14 protein-coding genes and 1 tRNA gene are annotated in these 17,394 nt (G+C 45.6%); 10 read left to right on the top strand and 5 right to left on the bottom strand.

Annotated elements, in window-relative coordinates; genetic code table 11:
• Positions 1 to 254 precede the first annotated feature (254 nt).
• The 3 genes from SIB79_RS04280 to SIB79_RS04270 all read left to right on the top strand — a co-directional run bounded on the left by SIB79_RS04280 (position 255) and on the right by SIB79_RS04270 (position 5,281).
• On the top strand, positions 255 to 4,514 hold the full coding sequence (locus tag SIB79_RS04280) for a calcium-binding protein (protein WP_063402985.1): 4,260 nt from the start codon (positions 255 to 257) through the stop codon (positions 4,512 to 4,514).
• A gap of 48 nt (positions 4,515 to 4,562) precedes the next feature.
• Positions 4,563 to 4,886, top strand: a complete 324-nt coding sequence (locus tag SIB79_RS04275; protein WP_268873533.1) for a DUF2062 domain-containing protein — start codon at positions 4,563 to 4,565, stop codon at positions 4,884 to 4,886.
• A gap of 227 nt (positions 4,887 to 5,113) precedes the next feature.
• On the top strand, positions 5,114 to 5,281 hold the full coding sequence (locus SIB79_RS04270) for a hypothetical protein (protein ID WP_155724562.1): 168 nt from the start codon (positions 5,114 to 5,116) through the stop codon (positions 5,279 to 5,281).
• A gap of 97 nt (positions 5,282 to 5,378) precedes the next feature.
• Here the strand turns inward: SIB79_RS04270 and SIB79_RS04265 are convergent, their stop codons facing one another.
• Together SIB79_RS04265 and SIB79_RS04260 are read right to left on the bottom strand one after the other, a co-directional pair.
• Entirely contained in the window at positions 5,379 to 8,003 is a 2,625-nt protein-coding gene (locus SIB79_RS04265; protein ID WP_155724561.1) for a hypothetical protein, read from the bottom strand.
• Between the two features lie 558 nt (positions 8,004 to 8,561).
• On the bottom strand, positions 8,562 to 9,512 hold the full coding sequence (locus SIB79_RS04260) for a calcium-binding protein (RefSeq protein ID WP_063402983.1): 951 nt from the start codon (positions 9,510 to 9,512) through the stop codon (positions 8,562 to 8,564).
• A 298-nt stretch (positions 9,513 to 9,810) separates the two neighbouring features.
• Here SIB79_RS04260 and SIB79_RS04255 point away from each other — a divergent pair, with 298 nt between their 5' ends.
• Positions 9,811 to 10,488 (top strand): transposase, encoded by a 678-nt coding sequence (locus SIB79_RS04255; protein ID WP_063402982.1) that lies wholly within the window; start codon positions 9,811 to 9,813, stop codon positions 10,486 to 10,488.
• 265 nt (positions 10,489 to 10,753) lie between these two features.
• Here SIB79_RS04255 and SIB79_RS04250 read toward each other — a convergent pair whose 3' ends face one another.
• Positions 10,754 to 11,761, bottom strand: a complete 1,008-nt coding sequence (locus SIB79_RS04250) for a carbamoyl-phosphate synthase (RefSeq protein WP_413681146.1) — start codon at positions 11,759 to 11,761, stop codon at positions 10,754 to 10,756.
• 359 nt (positions 11,762 to 12,120) lie between these two features.
• On the opposite strand from SIB79_RS04250, the gene SIB79_RS04245 reads away from it, so the two are divergent.
• The gene (locus SIB79_RS04245; protein WP_063402764.1) at positions 12,121 to 13,146 is read left to right on the top strand and encodes a calcium-binding protein; all 1,026 of its coding nucleotides are present in this window, start codon (positions 12,121 to 12,123) and stop codon (positions 13,144 to 13,146) included.
• A 123-nt stretch (positions 13,147 to 13,269) separates the two neighbouring features.
• On the opposite strand, the gene SIB79_RS04240 is transcribed toward SIB79_RS04245, so the two are convergent.
• Together SIB79_RS04240 and SIB79_RS04235 are read right to left on the bottom strand one after the other, a co-directional pair.
• Positions 13,270 to 13,392, bottom strand: coding sequence for a hypothetical protein (locus tag SIB79_RS04240; protein WP_268873526.1), 123 nt, complete (start codon positions 13,390 to 13,392; stop codon positions 13,270 to 13,272).
• A gap of 252 nt (positions 13,393 to 13,644) precedes the next feature.
• Positions 13,645 to 14,817, bottom strand: coding sequence for a tyrosine-type recombinase/integrase (locus SIB79_RS04235; RefSeq protein WP_063402765.1), 1,173 nt, complete (start codon positions 14,815 to 14,817; stop codon positions 13,645 to 13,647).
• A 181-nt stretch (positions 14,818 to 14,998) separates the two neighbouring features.
• Between SIB79_RS04235 and SIB79_RS04230 the strand changes: the two genes are divergently transcribed.
• From SIB79_RS04230 to SIB79_RS04210, 5 genes are all read left to right on the top strand, one after another.
• Positions 14,999 to 15,068 (top strand) — tRNA-Ser (locus SIB79_RS04230).
• Positions 15,069 to 15,239: 171 nt separating this feature from the next.
• Positions 15,240 to 15,374, top strand: coding sequence for a hypothetical protein (locus SIB79_RS04225; RefSeq protein ID WP_268873527.1), 135 nt, complete (start codon positions 15,240 to 15,242; stop codon positions 15,372 to 15,374).
• A gap of 3 nt (positions 15,375 to 15,377) precedes the next feature.
• On the top strand, positions 15,378 to 15,581 hold the full coding sequence (locus SIB79_RS04220; RefSeq protein WP_236072436.1) for a hypothetical protein: 204 nt from the start codon (positions 15,378 to 15,380) through the stop codon (positions 15,579 to 15,581).
• Complete coding sequence (locus tag SIB79_RS04215; RefSeq protein ID WP_063402766.1) at positions 15,581 to 15,892, top strand: hypothetical protein; 312 nt, start codon at positions 15,581 to 15,583, stop codon at positions 15,890 to 15,892. The genes SIB79_RS04220 and SIB79_RS04215 overlap by 1 nt, the downstream gene beginning before the upstream one ends.
• Positions 15,889 to 17,361 carry a DUF3854 domain-containing protein gene (locus SIB79_RS04210; protein WP_413681145.1) on the top strand — a complete coding sequence of 491 codons (1,473 nt, stop codon included), beginning with the start codon at positions 15,889 to 15,891 and terminating at the stop codon, positions 17,359 to 17,361. Before SIB79_RS04215 ends, SIB79_RS04210 begins: the two co-directional genes overlap by 4 nt.
• Positions 17,362 to 17,394: the final 33 nt, after the last annotated feature.

The raw sequence follows: 17,394 nt of genomic DNA, 5'->3' as shown, positions 1-17,394 counted from the left end.
AAGTCTATCTAAACTCCGAAGACTAATATACAAATTCTTGCTCAATAAGCCCACCTACCTATTACAAACAGAGATCCCTTTATACCTCTCAGAAGTTTCAGCAGACATCATTCACGCTCATGAACAACATATACACAGTACACAAGCCGCACTATCTAAATTGAATGCCAAATAAATGAGTATTAAGATGATTTAGATAGATACAATTCTAGATAGTAGGCACGTTAGCATTCGCCTATCAAGCAGAAAGGTTCATGAGTGCATCAAGAAAAATTCTTCTAGTCAACACCAATGCAGACTCTGCAGCTGCTGCAAAGACTAAACATACACTACGCTGGGCTCTTGAACAAACACAGAAGGTTGAAGGCGATTATGAAATTGTCTTCCAGCGAGATGACAATAAAACATATACGAATAGCTTTGGCACTGGCTACTGGACATTTGCACTAAAAACGCCTCTGCCTGTCATCGAAAAAAGCAACATCAAAATCAATACTTCTGTCCCAAAGTCTATTGTCATAATCCCTGAAAACGCGACAATAAACAGTCGTGGGACAGTAGGAAACGCCCCCCTATTGACTATTGCCAATCCTTATAAAGCATCTCAAGCCACGATCCCAACAGTAACATTAAATGAGGTTAATTTCGTCAATAGTAGTGTTAAAGGTCTGGATGGCGCGAATGCAAGCAAGGGTGGTGGAGGTGGTGGAGGTGGACTTGGCGCAGGGGCAGGAATTTTAATAGGAGAGGGAACGCTAAATATTAAAAATTCTATTTTTCAAAATCTCAAAGTAAGTGGTGGAAAAGGTGGCCACGGAAATCCCAAAAAGAGGATTGTATATAAGAAACAATGGGTTAAGCCATATTTCGAAGGTGGAGCAGATGGAGCTTTTTCAAAGGGAGCAGGTGGAATATATGGAGTTGCACCTGCCGCAGCTGGACAAACAGCAAATGTGGGAGGGAAAGGAGGCGGTATAGGAAACCACCTATCCCCTAATGGGGGGACCAATGGTGGACATGGCGGAGCTGGAGGAAAAGCTGGAACGGGGGGTACTGACGCTGCATGGCACGGCGTTCACGGTGGAACCGGCGGCAGTGCAAGTAGCACCACTGAAATAGGGCGTGGTGGAGGCGGAGGTGGAGGTGGAGGTGGAGGTGGTAGCTACGAATATTGGGGAAACATGCATCAAGGAAATTCAGGCCGAGGAGGTAGCGGAGGAAATGCGGGCTTTGGCGCAGGTGGTGGTGGTGGTGGTGGTATGGGGGGAGTCGGCACTCAGAAAGTTGGTATGTACGATTGGCATAAAGGCAAACCAGCATCTGGAGGATCAGCTGGAAAGAGCGGTGATCACGCTGGCTCTGCCGAGAGTGGATATAGCCATGATCAACTCAGACCAGGGGTTGGGCTGAAGGTGAAAGCTTCCGTGAACACGGGCATGCCTGGTGGCAAAGGCGGAGATGGTGCAGCCCTTGGAGGCGCAATATCTATCTTAAGTGACAAAGCAACTGTCAATTTGGAGAGTGTAGACTTTATCGGAAATACTGCATCCGCAGGGTCTAATGCACATGAATACGCGACACTATTCTCGAGATACAAAAAACCTGGGATAGTAAAACTCAAGGATGTAAACTTTTATACGTCTACTAACGACGGGAATCCAAGAAAAAACCTTCAAGGCTTAACAAACAAGGCTTTAAGGAATGGCATTCATGCACATCTGGGCAAACTAAATGACAATCAATCGTACAAGCCTCCGGTACATATGGGTACATCATCGATCATAAATGAGAATGTGGCCAAGATACGCAACAAGCAAGTACTTCAAAATAAGCATGGCATAAGCGACACAAACATCATTAGCTTTGAAGACTCTGGTTCAGGCAAAAGAACATCAACCGTTACTAGTGATTTTAGTGACCCAAATAATCCCTTTCATCAAATCCATCGAAAACTTGTGCCCGATCAAACAGATACAATCGAGCAGGAGTATCAAGATGCTGTCAACCAAAGCTTTTGGGATGCCGTCAACGGGGTCAAGGGTGACATGCCAGATATCATCGAATCAACATTAATCTCGAGAAATATACTCAAGGAAGCAGAAATATACAATCCGATGATTCCAATTGCAACAACAGTGCTTAAAAATACATTCAACCACCTTCACACAAAATATACTGCCAAGTCGAAACGTGATAAAGACATTGCAGCGAATAATAAGAAGCAGAAGGAGCTCTTTGACTTTCTAAACAAGAATCGAAAAGCTCAGATAGGAAATGTTACTTATGACATAAAAGAGCAGAGGAGGTCAGTAGAGATTCATGACTTCACGGTTGGGGAAGACATCATCCTCTTCCCCAATATGACAAATGTAGAGACTATCGAGGTTACTAGTATTACTGGTGTAAGCAATGGCTACTGGATCAAAACAGCAAAAGATACTAATCAAACTCCTGGAATCTGTAAGATCTTTTTAAGTGCAGAAAGCGCACAGGACATGAAGACTACTGCAGGAGGCACAGATTACATCAAGAGTTTAATAAGACGACCTTCGCAAGTTAATCCTCAAACAGATACCTTAGACACATACAACGCAGGAACGCATAAAAATATATGGGCCATGTCAACACGGCAACTGCTTGATAAACAAGACACCAAGAATGTGACTTATGGGCCTGCCGACACGATTGTCAGAATTGATAGACCAACAAGCGACGGACCTTCAGATCGATATAGAACCGAAACAAGAAATGGTGATGATCAAGTCTATGGCTCAAATGGAGATGAAGACATCACCACAAATGGTGGCGACGATCTAATCATGCCTTACTTGGGTAACGACAACATTAATGCTGGCAATGGAAATGACATAGTCAGTTATACATGGCTAAAAGATTCGAACGATGAAGGAATAGCCATCAATGTGGTTGGCACGACCCATGACGATAGAGGGCATCAATCACCAAGGATGAAAGTGACGACTGCGAACAATGCAGTAACCCTAGACTCAGATATCGATAATGCTGAATCGATCGCTGCCTTCGGAGAAAGTGATATTAACCTCAAAGAGATTGGTAGCCCTGAGGGTGGTATCTATTCAATTCGTACAGGCTCTGGAAGCGTAGTCAAAGGCAGTAATTTTGATGACTTGATGATCATTTCATATGATCTCGATGAAAATGCAGGATCGGATAGTGAAGTGCCGTTTCAAAAGACAACCAAAATTTACGGCAATGGTGGAGATGACACAATTAGGCTTTTGATAGAAGACCTCCCAGATGGCTGGGGACTATCACCTTTGCTACTAGATTATAATGAATCAACAAAAAGTGGCACAGTTAAAATAGGCAAGCTTGCTGCATCATCGGCGAATGCCACATTCGATTCCTTATACACAATATTGGAATACGAAGGGATTGATAAAGACAATATCTTGCATCAAGGCACAGACGCGACAACACTGGGAGGGAAAGACCTGTTGCTCACAGAAGAACTAACCGCAGACATAGCTCGTCAATACGATCTAGACCTTGGCACTGACAAAACAGATACTATTTATAGTGGAGAAGAAAATGATAAAGTCTATGGCGGTAACGGCGAAGATAATCTCTACGGAGAGTCTGGTGACGATGTTATTGATGGAGATGCGGGTAATGACACCATTAATGGCGGCATCGGTGACGATATCCTCCATGGAGACAATGGTGATGATCAAGTCTTTGGTGGAGAAGGCAAAGATATCATCAGCGGAGGCAGTGGTAAAGATATTATCAACGGAAATAATGGCAATGACAAACTGACCGGTGGTGACGGACAAGACAGTCTCAATGGAGGATCAGGGCAAGACTTTCTCGGCGGTAATCTTGGCGTTGACTCGTTATCAGGAGGTGATGGCGATGATATTCTCAGCGGAGGTGATGGCGCAGATATTCTCAGCGGTGACTCCGGCGACGATTTCCTCTACGGGGACAATGACAATGACCAACTCTCTGGAGGTGACGGAGACGATGGACTAAGTGGAGGTGACGGAGACGATATTCTCAGAGGCAATCATGGTGATGACGAAATCAATGGAGGTGACGGAGCGGATATCCTTAGAGGCAATCGTGGCGATGATTATTTAACTGGAGGTGACGGAGCGGATATCCTTAGAGGCAATCATGGCGATGATTATTTAACTGGAGGTGACGGCGACGATATAATCCAAGGGGACCTTGGTAATGACCAACTAGAAGGTGGTGCAGGCGAGGATTCATTTATCTTCGGCAAAAAACCGGGCACTGATACAATTTTAGATTTCGACGTGAATAAGGATAAAATCATTTTAGAAAATTACGGCGAAAACCTAGATACCTTGACTTTCAAAAACAAACGTACTGACGCTGATGAAAGTATTGTTGGTGTCATTCGTGGCAATGATGGCCTCAGAATCAAGCTGCAATATGTTGATGTCGAATCGAATAAATTCGCGGATGAGTGGTCTGAATTTATTACCAGTGATTCGTCGTCTATATGAACCATCTAATTAGCTCAAGAAAAAGTTGTCTTCCATGTACTTGCTGCCATAGGCACCTGGATCAGTAACCCGATCACCTATTTGCCGCTCTATTGGTTCAACTATCAAGTTGGCTGTTCCCTACTTGGCCAAGGGCAAAATGACCTTGACCTCACTCAACTCAATAACCAAGATCTTTGGACTCAAGGCTGGGCCTTCAGCACTCGCCTTTTACTGGGATCAAGCTTGGTAGGAGCACTCGCAGCTCTATTAACAAGCTTTGTTGTCTATGGATTGGTCAAAGGGCCAGCAAAAGCAAAATCGCGACAGCGGATTTATCGTAAATTTACCTTCAACTTCTTTTGCCCTAAAACTACTTATATCCCTATTTGAATCACCACAGCTTTAGAGTTTGATCGCCATCACTAATTCCATTTGTTTTTCTAAATCTCCCCGCAATTTACTGCTAATCCTCAGGGATTTAATAAACCGAACATCCCAATCCCAAGGCAATCGTTGTTGACCTGGTAGCAGATGCCTGAGATGAGTTGGAGGCAACTGAATCGCCTTGCCGATTGGCTAGGTCTTGCTTAAGAGCTAAAATCACTTGAAGACTTCAAATGATGCTTCGGGTTTCGCTCTTCGCATGGGCCTTGCTGGCGGGTATGAGTACAGCCACGATCGCTCCTTCCAGAGCGAATCCAGCGGATGGCTTCCAGCTCCGTTTTGCCCCCTTAGCGGATGTGGTCGAGATGCCACCGGCATTGATGATTAGCTTCTTCTTTTAACAGTTGCCATAACTTATCTATGATGTTTTATTTTATTATAATGAGATCCAGAGCAGTTGCATATACATTATTGAAACATATTATATTTAGAGTATTTTTATGAGTTTTCTGTGGCTAATTTATGTAAAAGTGAAATGCTAAAGTCTTTTGTTTCATTAGAATCGAAACCATCCAATTTGTCCTTCCAGTCTTCACTTGATAACCCGTTATCGAGAATTGTTGATCTATCTGCAATAGTAAAAAGGATATCTGATCTGTTTGAGTTGCTCATGTTGGACCAATCGCGATGAGTAATTATATCCTTTTTAAATAAGCCTGATTCAATCAGTAAATGATTCATGAATTCCTTTGCAGTGTATATATCATCTGAGCCTGACATCATTCCTGTGACCACATCCATGCCGACCTCACTTGCATTTAAACAAGCCAATTCAATTGATTTATTAGGGCTATAAGCGGCGGTATAATTAGAATTCGCTGAAACATTGAACAACGCTTGGCCTATTGCTTCTCCATCATAGAAGAAACGAAGCATGTGAAAAGCCAGATGATCTTCATTTTCACCACTAGGATTATGCAATTCGGCTGTTAACTTATCGCTGTCCATACCATTTGAAACAGTTATCTTGTCATCCACCCAATCATAATCTGCAACGGAAAAACTTATATTTTTTGACCTTAAGCGTACCTCATCCCTGCCAGTCCCTAATTCAATATGGTGACCATATCCTTCCTTAATAATATATTGGTCATGACCAGAACCTAGATCTGCAGACTGCGGAGATGATGCAATCACCTTATCATTACCTTTTCCAGCATGTATACTGTTGCGGGACGAATTAACTCCAAGTTTAAAAGTATCTCCTCTGTCATTACCATATAATTGCGAATTTGAGAAATTGTGGAAGAGATGATCCCCCTGCTGAGATGCATTCACGAGGTCATAGCTTCCTGTTCCTCTGATTACAGATCTTTCCCCTTTTTTTGTTGAAAACTCGATGGCAACTCCTGTTTGATCTGATGGTGTTGTGTCACCCTTACCTAAATCGTAATGAGTTGTTTTTTCGTCTGAATCAACTTTAATTGAATTTCTTGAAGCTTCTGCTCCCTGATTATTATCGTTTGTTTTTAAAAATTGCGTAGATAAGCTATCAGGTGTTGAAATTACGGCGTCATTTGGGCGAAGGGTAGGCCATGTTTTTATTTGAAAATCGTATGACTGCTTGGTCTTTGCAACAACTGTGCCATTATATTGTATACCCTGTGCGTTTTTTTCTCCGACACTCCCTGGTTCGTAACCAAATACAGCTGGGCCTTGGAAGCTATTTGCCAAAGATATAGCCTCTGCAGCTGTCAATGAATCACCCGGTGTAGTGCCATAAGCATCCCCGGTTTCGTGCGCTAGTGATGTCGCGCCATTCCACAAGAATTTATAATGACCATTTTTCACGTTGCTATTGGGAGTTATCAGCTGATAACCCTCAGTTAGATATACGTGGCCTGCAGGTGATACAACCCTACTGTAGGAACCCTGCGCTTTATTAGCGACTTGCTGATATCCCCATTTCATTCTACCTGTATTACCTTTTATATAATAGCTACCAGTCACAGGGTTATATAATTTACTCTTAGACATCGTAATTGCTGTTGTATATTCTACACCTTTTTGGAATATTGTAGTATTGGTTATAGGCTGGCCTTTTGTATTAGTGCCCGCCCATTTTAATACGTATTCGTCTTGATCAGAATCAAGTGTTGAAGGTAGTTCTGCGCTTAGCCCATATGTCAGTGAAGTGCCGTTAACAATCTCTCCCGACTTTGAATAATTAACCTCATTCGCTTGTGACCAAGTTTGATTATAACCTGCTGTTACTGTGGATGATACCTTCACGCCAGGCAAGTCGGCCTCAGCTGTTGCTGCGATTGACAGATTCGCTTCATGCCCTGTTGTGCCTGTAGTACTTGTCCCATTAGTAACCGTACTGGAAACATTATCCGAGTATGTGTATGAGAGCTTGATTTTCTGCGACTCGATGTTCCACGCACCAGTGAAGCTACCTTGCATAGATTTATTTTTGTCATTTGGTGCATTTTCAATCGTGGGCCGGTAATCATTATTGGCGGAGGCATTTGTATCGTCATCATGATAGTTATTCAAGCTGTTAAAAGTGGGCCCCCTTGAACAGGACGAGTTCGTCGAAAATGCGACATCATCGAGAGACATTTCTATGTCATCAGGCCAAAACCTTGGAGCCGCTAATGATATCATCTTGTATGGATCACTATAACTATCACATGCTATGCCTGGCCACTGAGACTTAAAACTATCTGCAGCATATACTTTGTTATGGGCGGCTAATAAAAAAAATGGATTTCCAGCAGTAACTCCACTACTTGGCTGCATCAGATCTTCAAAAGTAGTCAGTCCACCAACATTTAGGTTGACAAAATCACTGTAACTAAAACTCTGATTTGTCCCGAAATTAACACTGACACCCTCTGGGGAATTTAAATGCCAATCTGCGGGAGCAGCATATAGTGAAGGAAGGTGATGCGACCAAAAATCATAACCATAATGACAATATTGTAAAAAAGGTTGGTTCTTAAAATAGGATTCTGCAGAAAAAATCTTTTGTATCAAGGCAGTACCAACTCCATACCTTGCAGCTTCGTCTACATTGAGAATATTTGGCGTGCCAGTAGAGGGTGTTGAAGATGCCAATAGAATTACCTAATAATTTGAATAATCCTACTTGACAATAAGTGCATGGTTGAGAGTCTTTTACTATTACTTTATCTATGCTTTACTTGGCGTTGTATTGCTCAGCATGGGTAATGAAGCATCTAAGTCTTATCTTTTTATCGATGGTCAGTTACCGTCATGATTGTCTATTAAAAATATTGCCAAGAGATGGATCAAGAATTGACTTGGTATCCAATAATTTGATGGGACCGAGAAAGTAAGGCAACTAAGGCATTACTGGCTTAGATCCTTCCCGCATCCCATTTGTTCAGCATGAGTCTTTAATGCTTCGGCAAAGTTGTAATTAACATCCTAGATAATCTTGGTGTTGGAGAAGGCGGATGAGAAGGCTAAGCCAATTTACTTGTTTAGTTGATACCCTTATCTAGCCATATACCCTTTAGTTGTCCAGAATCAACACGAAATAGGTCGTCTAATTCATCACTTAAATAGCCGTTAGGAACGATGTTAATAGCAGCTTGGAAGTTTTCTAGAGTTACGCGTGCGTCTTCACTTGGTCTGATATATTTATGAATTCTAAGCAAGCTCGACTTTCAAACCAGCTCTATCAAATATACCCTCAACCAACAAACTTCCATTATCTCCGAAAATGTGCAGACCCACTTCATGATAACTAATGCTTCTAACAACAGAAGTAATAATAGTATCTCCTTCGTCCTGATTGTAGTCCTTAACAATATCAAAACCAAAGCCGAGGACAAACTTGTCAGCACCTAAATTTCCGTTTAAAGAGTCATTACCCTTATTGCCATCAAGGAGATCATCATTTTGGCCTCCAAAAAGCAAGTCATCTCCCTGGCCTCCGTATAGAAAGTCATTACCAATATTTCCATATAAAATATCGCTACCATTGTTACCGTAAATATAGTCTGCATCTTTGCCTCCGAATATCACATCATCTCCTTGACCTCCATAGGCGATGTCGCTTCCTTGATTTCCGTAGATCTCATCATTACCTTGATTGCCGTAGACTTCATCATTTCCTGCCTTCGCGTAGATCTCATCATTGCCTTGATTGCCAAAAATCTCATCATCGTTACTGTCACCGATCAGATAATCTCCTTCATAAGTTCCACTTAGGGAGTCATTGCCATCTGAGTAAGCCTCATCATTATCCTTAATGGTTACCAAAGCAGAAGTTGACGAGAATTTAGCCCCTGGATTGGAAGATGAGAGCTTGATGTAGAATGTTTCATCATCTTCTTTTTCATAATCATCTTTAGTCTCTATTGTAACTCTCCTGGTCTTTTGAGATGGAGAAAAGACAAATACATCGTCAACATCCCAATAATCATTCCCAGAAGTAGCTGTCCCAGCTTCCGTCGAGACGTACAAAATAATTTGATTTCGCATATCTCCACTGCGGCTAATTTTTACTGATGCTTTATCTCCCTCGTCAATTTTTACTTTGGAAATCTTAAAAGTTGAAACTCTAACCTGTTTAGGCTCGCTGCACCCGCATCCCATAGCGCCTAAATCTCTAAAAAATCATTATACGATTTAGAATAGGTAGCAATGGAATTTTGATCAGCAATTTAATGTTCGGTAATGGATTGGATTGGGTATTCGTTGAATCTTTGTCGAGTGAGTAGCACAACTGTTGTAGTCTTGCTGTAAAGAGATACTCTCTTCCCTGTGTCGAAGGATTAAAGTTGTTTCTTATTTGCATCTGACGAAATTTCAGGAGAACTAGTCAATAAATTCTATTAAGCCAATTTCTTTAATGATAGACGCTTAGTGTTTAACAATACTCTATGCTTGATGTCTGAATGGAGTACTTAAAAAGGCCAAGCAGAAATTTGCCGTGAAGGTTTATGGGCTCTGCCTGATGGCTAACCACCTTCACTTACTGCTTAAACCAGAGGATGTAAGGGATTTGCCGAGGTTGATGCACTGGTTCGCTTGGTATTCAGCCATAGCCTTGAACCGATTGAGCGGTCGTTGTGGGCACTTCTGGGAGGCCAGGTATTTCTCAACGCCGATCCACCCCAAAGATCACTGGCGAATGCTGAATAGCTTGAGGTATATCCATGCCAATCCCAAAGCAGCTGGGGTCAGGAAAGGCTTTTATGACCCCTATTCCAACTATGGCCACTACAGCCGGTTAAAAGCAGACGGCATCAGTGAATGGAGCCCTGCCTTTTTAAAGCTATCGGCAACGCTTGATGGTTGTGCCAAGCGCTATGAGCGTTTCTGCCAGCGCTATCGCCATCACAGTAAAGCTTCTCCTAAATGCCATTGGGGTAGTTGCATGTTTAAACGACTGTTGAGCATTGCAAGCACTAAAAGCAAGCAGAAGAGGGTTTCACCAGGTCAACAACAATTGCCTTGGGATTGGGATGTTCGCCTCAATCAAATCCCTGAGGATTGGCATCAAGTTGCAGTGAGATTTAGAAAAGCCAATGGCATCAGAGATGGTGATCAAAGCCTCAAGATGTGGTGATTAAGTTAGAGAATATAAATAGCTTTAGAGCAGATTAAGTTGAGGGTAGATTTGTTGTGAATACGAAAAACTATTTCTGATTAGTACCTGCCAAAGAAGACATCAAGGCAACTTTCTGCAAGTCAATGGTGCCAGGCATCGGATGTCGTTTTAACCGAATAGTGAGGTGGCTAAAGAAATAAAAAGCCCCTGTAATTGCAGGGAGCTTAGATAGGCTATGCTACAAACATCTACACATCCAAACAGTCATTCGCTACCAATCACATCAACAAAAAGTACCGTCGCAGATACCCCCGCTCGGCTCTGTCTTCACATCAAAGCATTTATACACACCATTTACATAAAAACACCCGTCCGCCACCCTGACATCCCGATTGGCTGGTGTTGCAGATAACGCCTGAATTGCAGGCATCACTGATGGTTGTTTCTTGCTTGGTGCTCCATAACTATTGCTTCCAAAGCGATATTTAATGTCTGCAGTAAAGCGTGTATCAAATGCTTCGTCGTAAGAAAGATTGGCACCAAGTGTTAAACCATTGCTGATGTTGTAAGCCAGCCTTCCTTTAACACCAGAACCATCGGCTTCACCGACATCACCACTTTGGTAGTAGTAACCAACAGAAGCATTGAGATCTGGTGTGATGCTGTAGCCAACATCTAATCCGTAGGTATCTAAAGCCCCAGCCTCGTACTGGCTGTTCAGCCTGTGTTCGACATCACCAATGGGAACCAGTGCATAGGCATTGAAGTTCCAAGTGTCTGAGACTGCTTCTAACCCTGCAGCAACTTGAGAGAAGAAGACATCACGCTTGTCTGTGACATTGACGCTGGTATCAGCATCACCTGTATTCATTGGCCGGCTGTCATAGCCAGCATTCACTCCATACATCCAGCTGCGATCACCATTGAGCCAGCGATACCCCAAACGGGTTGAGGTGCTGATCGTGGTACCAGCAACATCGGTATTAACGATGCTGCTTTCACCATCTCGATCAGAGAAGTTGGCATTGGCTAAGGCATCAAGGAAGAAGACGCTGTTCTCACCAACGGCAATGGGAAGAAACGCTCCAATACCGGCTTGATTGGGTGTGCCTGCTCCTTGCAGTGCACCTTGAAAACCCCAGTTGAACTGCACAGCGTCTTTGAGGTTGATCTCCATGACGCCGAGATCTGCTGCACTGCCGTCGTCTTGAGCAGTGACTGGCTGGATGGGAGTGCTAGCTAAGGCAAGAGCAGCAGCAAGAGATAAGGACAGGCGGAGGGAACTCAGCACTGGGATTGAGCGCTTAAAAGGTCACTCATTATCTGGCATGTTTTTGGTTGGAGCCACTAGGCCAAATCATTTGCTGTAATCAGATCGACACCTGGTCTTGTCAGCTAGATGTATTAGTCAACAGCAGCTCTAGATGCATCAATTCTTATGTGATGCATGCACAGAGCAGTAAGTGAGTTGATGCTCTTGATGCTTTGTCGCAAAACCGTTGTGGTTCAAGGGATATGGGCTGCGAATAAAGCCGTGTGATCACGATCACAGTTCCGCTTGAGTCAGGTCATCATCTCTGAGATTGATTCGAGAGATGGTGTGTTCATCGATAACAAAAGCTTTCGTCAACCACAAACATCACACTAAAAATGATGACGACTTTCTTTGGCGGCATAGGCCCTGATTTGAAGGCTGGTAGCAAAGGCAATGATCTGCTATCTGGTGGTGGTGGCGATGACCGCCTGGTCGGGATGGCCGGAAATGACCGCCTTTATGGCGGTTCCGGGAATGACTACCTCCACGGCGGTTCCGGGAATGACCGTCTCTTTGGGAATGTAGGGAATGACTGTCTTTACGGTGGCATAGGCAATGACTACCTCCACGGTGGCAGTGGGCATGACAGGCTCGAAGGCAATGATGGCAATGACCATCTCTACGGCGGTGGCGGCAGAGACATGCTCTTAGGTGGCAACGGCCAAGACAATCTCTACGGAGATAACGGGCATGATTGGCTCAGCGGCAATGATGGTAAAGACCATCTCTACGGCGGTGGCGGCAGAGACATGCTCTTAGGTGGCATGGGGAATGACTACCTACACGGCGGCAGTGAGAACGACCTCCTCAATGGAGAGACTGGTAATGACGTCTTGATCGGCGGTAGTGGTAATGACCGTCTCTTTGGCGGTTTCGGGAATGACCGTCTCTTTGGGAATGAAGGGTGTGACAAACTTGAAGGACAGTGGGGAGATGACCATCTCTACGGCGGTGGCGACAGAGACAGGCTGTTAGGTGGCATGGGGAATGACCTCTTGGTCGGAGGTGCTGGTAATGACGATCTCTATGGCGGTTCCGGGAATGACCGTATCTTGGCTGGTATCGGTAACGACTCCCTAGTCGGTGGTAGTGGGAATGACTACCTATGCGGTGGAATAGGTAGCGACACTATGCAGGGGGGGGGCGGCAGGGATACGTTCCGAGTGATAAAAGGATTCGGTTGGGACACCATCGAGGACTTCACGAATGGGCAGGATCGGATTGCATTTGGGAATGGCACCAGTGGTCTAAACATCATTAACGCCTTCGGACATGCACATGTCTATCAGGGTGCTGATCTGCTTTGCCGTGTAGACAACGCAGCTGGCGACCTTCAACTTGTGGGTAATTTCCTCATCTAATTAATAAGCTGTAGTCAATAGCTATACAGGAATAGAATGACCTCCTTCCCATCACTGGATGGCTTTATAGAAAAGAAAGAACTGCTTAAGTAGGATTCTTATCATCAACAACCATTTAATCTGTTAGCCAAGATCTGCTGCACTGCCGTCTTCTTCTTGAGCAGCTACTGGTTGGATGGGAGTGCTGGAAAGGGCTAGAGCAGCAGCACTAGCGACGGATAAAGAAAGACGAAGGGAGCGCAGCACTGGGATTGAACGCTTAAAAGGTCACTCACTATCTCGTTGATTGCTGGTTGCAGCCATCAGCCCACATCATCTGCAGCACTCAACCTGAACCGGCACATACCGTTGAGTCTCAAACCCTTGGACAAGACTTGCCCCAACCTTGGACACAGAACCACATCTAGTCTCAGCTAATGAGATCTTGAGATCGCCTAATCAACAGACCTAACTGTCACAGCTAAACCTGCGTATCTGCATACCCATCAGTGACGCAGCTCATACATCTACGGCCTGTGATTGATTCCAATCTTCTGCACTAAGCCTGCCTTGGCTTTCACCTTGTTGGATGAAGTCCTTAACGACATTCACCTGAACTGCATTCACCTGTGCATAAAGATCTGCTGTTGCATCTGGGGTGAAGCGGGCATAGCTACTTAGATGCACCTCAATGGTGTGCCCCATTGATTGAGCAATGTTCGCTATCGGTAGTCCTGCTGCATGTGATGCCTTGGCGTAGCGATGACGAAAGGCATAGGCCGTCAAAACTTCACCTTGATGCTTGGCTTCTTCTCTTAACAGTTGCCAGACCTTGCGACGTTTTAGGTAAGTGGTTAATGACTCTGCACCATGCCCATTCTTTCCTAACGGTGGTAACGTCTCGCCTGCTGCGAATCTTTCTTCAAGGTTCCACTTTGACTTGTTGCCATCAATATCTGTGACCTGTAATGCATTTACTCGACGGGGTTCAGTTTTCTCGCCTTTGCGGCCTCCTTTGCTCTTGCGGTAGATGGTCCAAAGTTCATTTCCATTGGCTCCACCCTTGATCCTTAGGTATCGAAGTTCCTCTGGTCGTAAGCCGTAAACAGCGCAAAGCTGAATCGCAAAGCGCCAGCGTTCATCTGGCGTTCCCTCCAATAACTGCAGAATCTGTGGATCGCTTAACGCATAGCCAACCCGTTTTGCCTTGCGAGGTTCAGACAAACTTTTGGGAGGTGAATAACAAGCTTTGAGATGCCCCCTTTCCACTGCCCATTCAAGAAAGGCATAAAGCTTCTGTCGCATGATCTGACGCTGCCTGGTGCCTTGCTCCCATTGCCTCAAGACTTTTATGCATAAGGCAGTCCCATCAGAGGGTCGTTTCTTTGCTGTTGTGAATAGCTCAACTACACGGCTCAGAACAGGTAGATATTTTTTACGCCATGTCTCATCACCAGCAGCGGGTCGTTCGTCTCTGAACTCTGTAATCAATTCGTCCCAATCAATCTCTTGCTTACTACTTGCGGTATCAGCAGACTGAGCGGCTTTCTCTAACGAGAGATTGCCACTGATCGCTCGCTTAAAGATCTGCTGAATACGCGGCAATGCGGCAACTGCCCCTGCTTCGCTCCATGGGTATGGGAGTAAAACGCTTCCATCACCCTCGATGCGCAATTGCATCTTGCCTCGCATCTCGCGCACTCCCCATCCGGTGGTGGTTGCTAGACGGACTTGCCTGCGAAATGGCTTAACCCAATCTTACGAGGCCATATTTTGCGCCGAATTTGCGCCGAATCGTATGTTTTAGGTTGGCATGAGTTGGTCCAGAATGGCAAGAGAAGTATTTGTAATCGGGCTTTATGACTTAAGTCTTCGGGCTGTCACTAGACTCACTCTAGTGCTTTCGGAGCACTAGGTCGCAGGTTCGAATCCTGTCGCCCCGACTTGAATCTCAGCGAATCGAATATCCAGCCGTGCGAAAGAGGTGCGAAAAGCCTTTTGTTGGCGGTGCTGCTTTCGCACAACTTCTCTGACGCCTGTTGACAGGTAAATGCAACGGATGAAGAATTGGCCTACTGAGAGATGCACGCACAAAGCACTGTTTCGGCAGCTCCTTGAATGTGCTCCTGCCAGGGTTCTCTGGTCCCTACCCGATCATCAGCCATGTGATTGGTGCGCCGGAGGTGGTGCTGGCCCCTAATAAGGGTTGCTCGAAAGGCAGTTCTATTCCCCCTTCACTGGAAGCGTAGAACTTGCCTCGTCCTGCTCGCCATCACAACAAATCCCGTCGAACTTTTCGATGGAACGGAGTGACTTTTCAGGTCTCTCCAGAATTCTGGGAGGAGTGTTTAGCAGCTGACGCTAAACCGTTGGAGCTAATGCTCTACTCGCCAGAGGTTGAGGCGGAGCTGGACAGGATGGCTGCCAAAGCGAAGGGATCAAATAAGGACCACTAATGACCACATCACCCGTATGGGTGCCGGAGGCTGTTGCAGGCGAGCAGCTTGCAATGAAACCCAGCACTATGCGCTGTATGCGCCGTGAGCGCAGGATTCGTCCTGGTGTCGATTGGATTTATTCAACCGGCGGCAAGAACAGCAGTGTTCTTTACAACGTGCATTCAATCATTGAGCTGCAAATGCAGCGAACGATTCAAATTGCACGACAGGAGGATCAAAAACGCCAGACAGAAGCTGAGGGGAATCGTCTGGCTATTGAGACCTATGACGAGCCTGATTTTGGTACGCCAACAGGGTCGGAGGCATGAAGTCCTCAGAACATCTCGCCTACCTGAAGGAGCGAGGGGTTGATCCCGCACGACTGGGTGGGCGTTATTCCACTGAGGGCTCTGATCTCTGCATCCTTTACTGCGATCCACAGGGCAAACCCTATAAAGACAGCCGAGGCAATCCATACCGCGTTCGCCGTCTTTTCCCTACGGGTAAACCCAAATTCAAGGCGCCTCCAGCATCAGGCTCCCGCCCCTATTTCAGCCCTCTTATGCCAGAGGGTTACCTCGATAACATCAACATCCCGCTGGTGTTAATTGAAGGCCCAGTCAAAGTCGATAGTTGTTATCAAAACATCCCCACTGGATACTGCTTTGTCGGCTTGACTGGCACCTGGAACACCAAGGACCGACGCGACGAGAACGGAGTATGGAATAACAAGAACGAAACCCGTTTACTGCCGGAGTTGAAAGCCATTCCGATGCGTGGCCGCAAGGTCATCATCCTTTTTGACTCCGACATTGAAAACAACATCAGCGTTGATCAAGCCGCCACTGACATTGGCAACTGGACTCGCAAACTTGGAGCAAAGCCCCACCGCGGCACCCTCCCTTCTGAACCTGACGGCTCAAAAAACGGTGCTGATGACTTCCTCGTCCGCCACGGTGGGTCTGCCCTGGAAGATTTGCTGGACTCAGCAGAGATCGAAGGCTGGCCGCTGCCGGCAGCGCTGCTCACCCATAACGGCGACTTGAAGAAGATCTACACCCCAGGAGAACTGAAACGCTTAACCCGTTCCCTGGCAGAAGTTGGTGATGTCAAAACTATCGACTCCACATGCCAGGTCCTGGCCACCAAGCTGCGGATCCCTTTCGATCAGCTCCTGGCTGACATCGATGACTGCAGGGCTGGCACTACTGAATACGGCTTTCTCGGGCGCGCTGAGGATCTTGAAGGTGACGACGACATCGACAGCAGTTGGGTTATGCCATACCTGCTGCCAAAAGAAGAAACCATCGTCATCAGCGCAGATCCAGGCACCGGTAAATCACTGCTCTGCTATTCCATCGCTCATGCGGTAGCAACTGGATCTGACTTTCTCGGGTTTCCGGTAGCGAAGGGTGTGCCGCTCATCCTCCAGCTTGAAGAAGGTGGCAGCTTTAAACGTCGCTTCAAAGCGATTGGCCTTGCTAGAAGCGAATTTCATCCAGGACTTGAACTCAATAAAGAGTGGTACTTCAGCCCGAAATTTGACCTTGCGAAAAATCGCCATGTTGAACAGCTGAAACTGTTGATCCGCAACAACATTGATTTAGTCATCGTCGATTCCGCCCGTGCTGTAGCTCGCAGCATGAACGTCGACGAGAACCATGCTGAATTCGGGAAACGGGTGATCCGCAAGATTGCCAAATTCATCAATGACTGCGGCAAATCCGGGGTCATCATTCACCACAACAACGGTTCAGGCAAAGCCAGTGGGACCAAAGATATCCCCGCGGCTGTCTAGGGTCTTTTTAACCTCAAATCAGTTGAGGGTGAC

Origin of the sequence: Prochlorococcus sp. MIT 1342, from assembly GCF_047304495.1 — a bacterium.
GTDB lineage: Bacteria > Cyanobacteriota > Cyanobacteriia > PCC-6307 > Cyanobiaceae > Prochlorococcus > Prochlorococcus marinus_D.
The sequence above is the reverse complement of the archived record's forward strand: the minus strand, read 5'-3'. Positions and strand labels throughout refer to the sequence as shown.

Bases quoted from the DNA above. Each gene is read 5' to 3' on its own strand.
- SIB79_RS04235 (WP_063402765.1), bottom strand. From the start codon at position 14,817: ATGCGAGGCAAGATGCAATTGCGCATCGAGGGTGATGGAAGCGTTTTA.
- SIB79_RS04210 (WP_413681145.1), top strand. From the start codon at position 15,889: ATGAAGTCCTCAGAACATCTCGCCTACCTGAAGGAGCGAGGGGTTGAT.
- SIB79_RS04270 (WP_155724562.1), top strand. From the start codon at position 5,114: ATGATGCTTCGGGTTTCGCTCTTCGCATGGGCCTTGCTGGCGGGTATG.
- SIB79_RS04245 (WP_063402764.1), top strand. From the start codon at position 12,121: ATGATGACGACTTTCTTTGGCGGCATAGGCCCTGATTTGAAGGCTGGT.
- SIB79_RS04215 (WP_063402766.1), top strand. From the start codon at position 15,581: ATGACCACATCACCCGTATGGGTGCCGGAGGCTGTTGCAGGCGAGCAG.
- SIB79_RS04260 (WP_063402983.1), bottom strand. From the start codon at position 9,512: ATGGGATGCGGGTGCAGCGAGCCTAAACAGGTTAGAGTTTCAACTTTT.
- SIB79_RS04280 (WP_063402985.1), top strand. From the start codon at position 255: ATGAGTGCATCAAGAAAAATTCTTCTAGTCAACACCAATGCAGACTCT.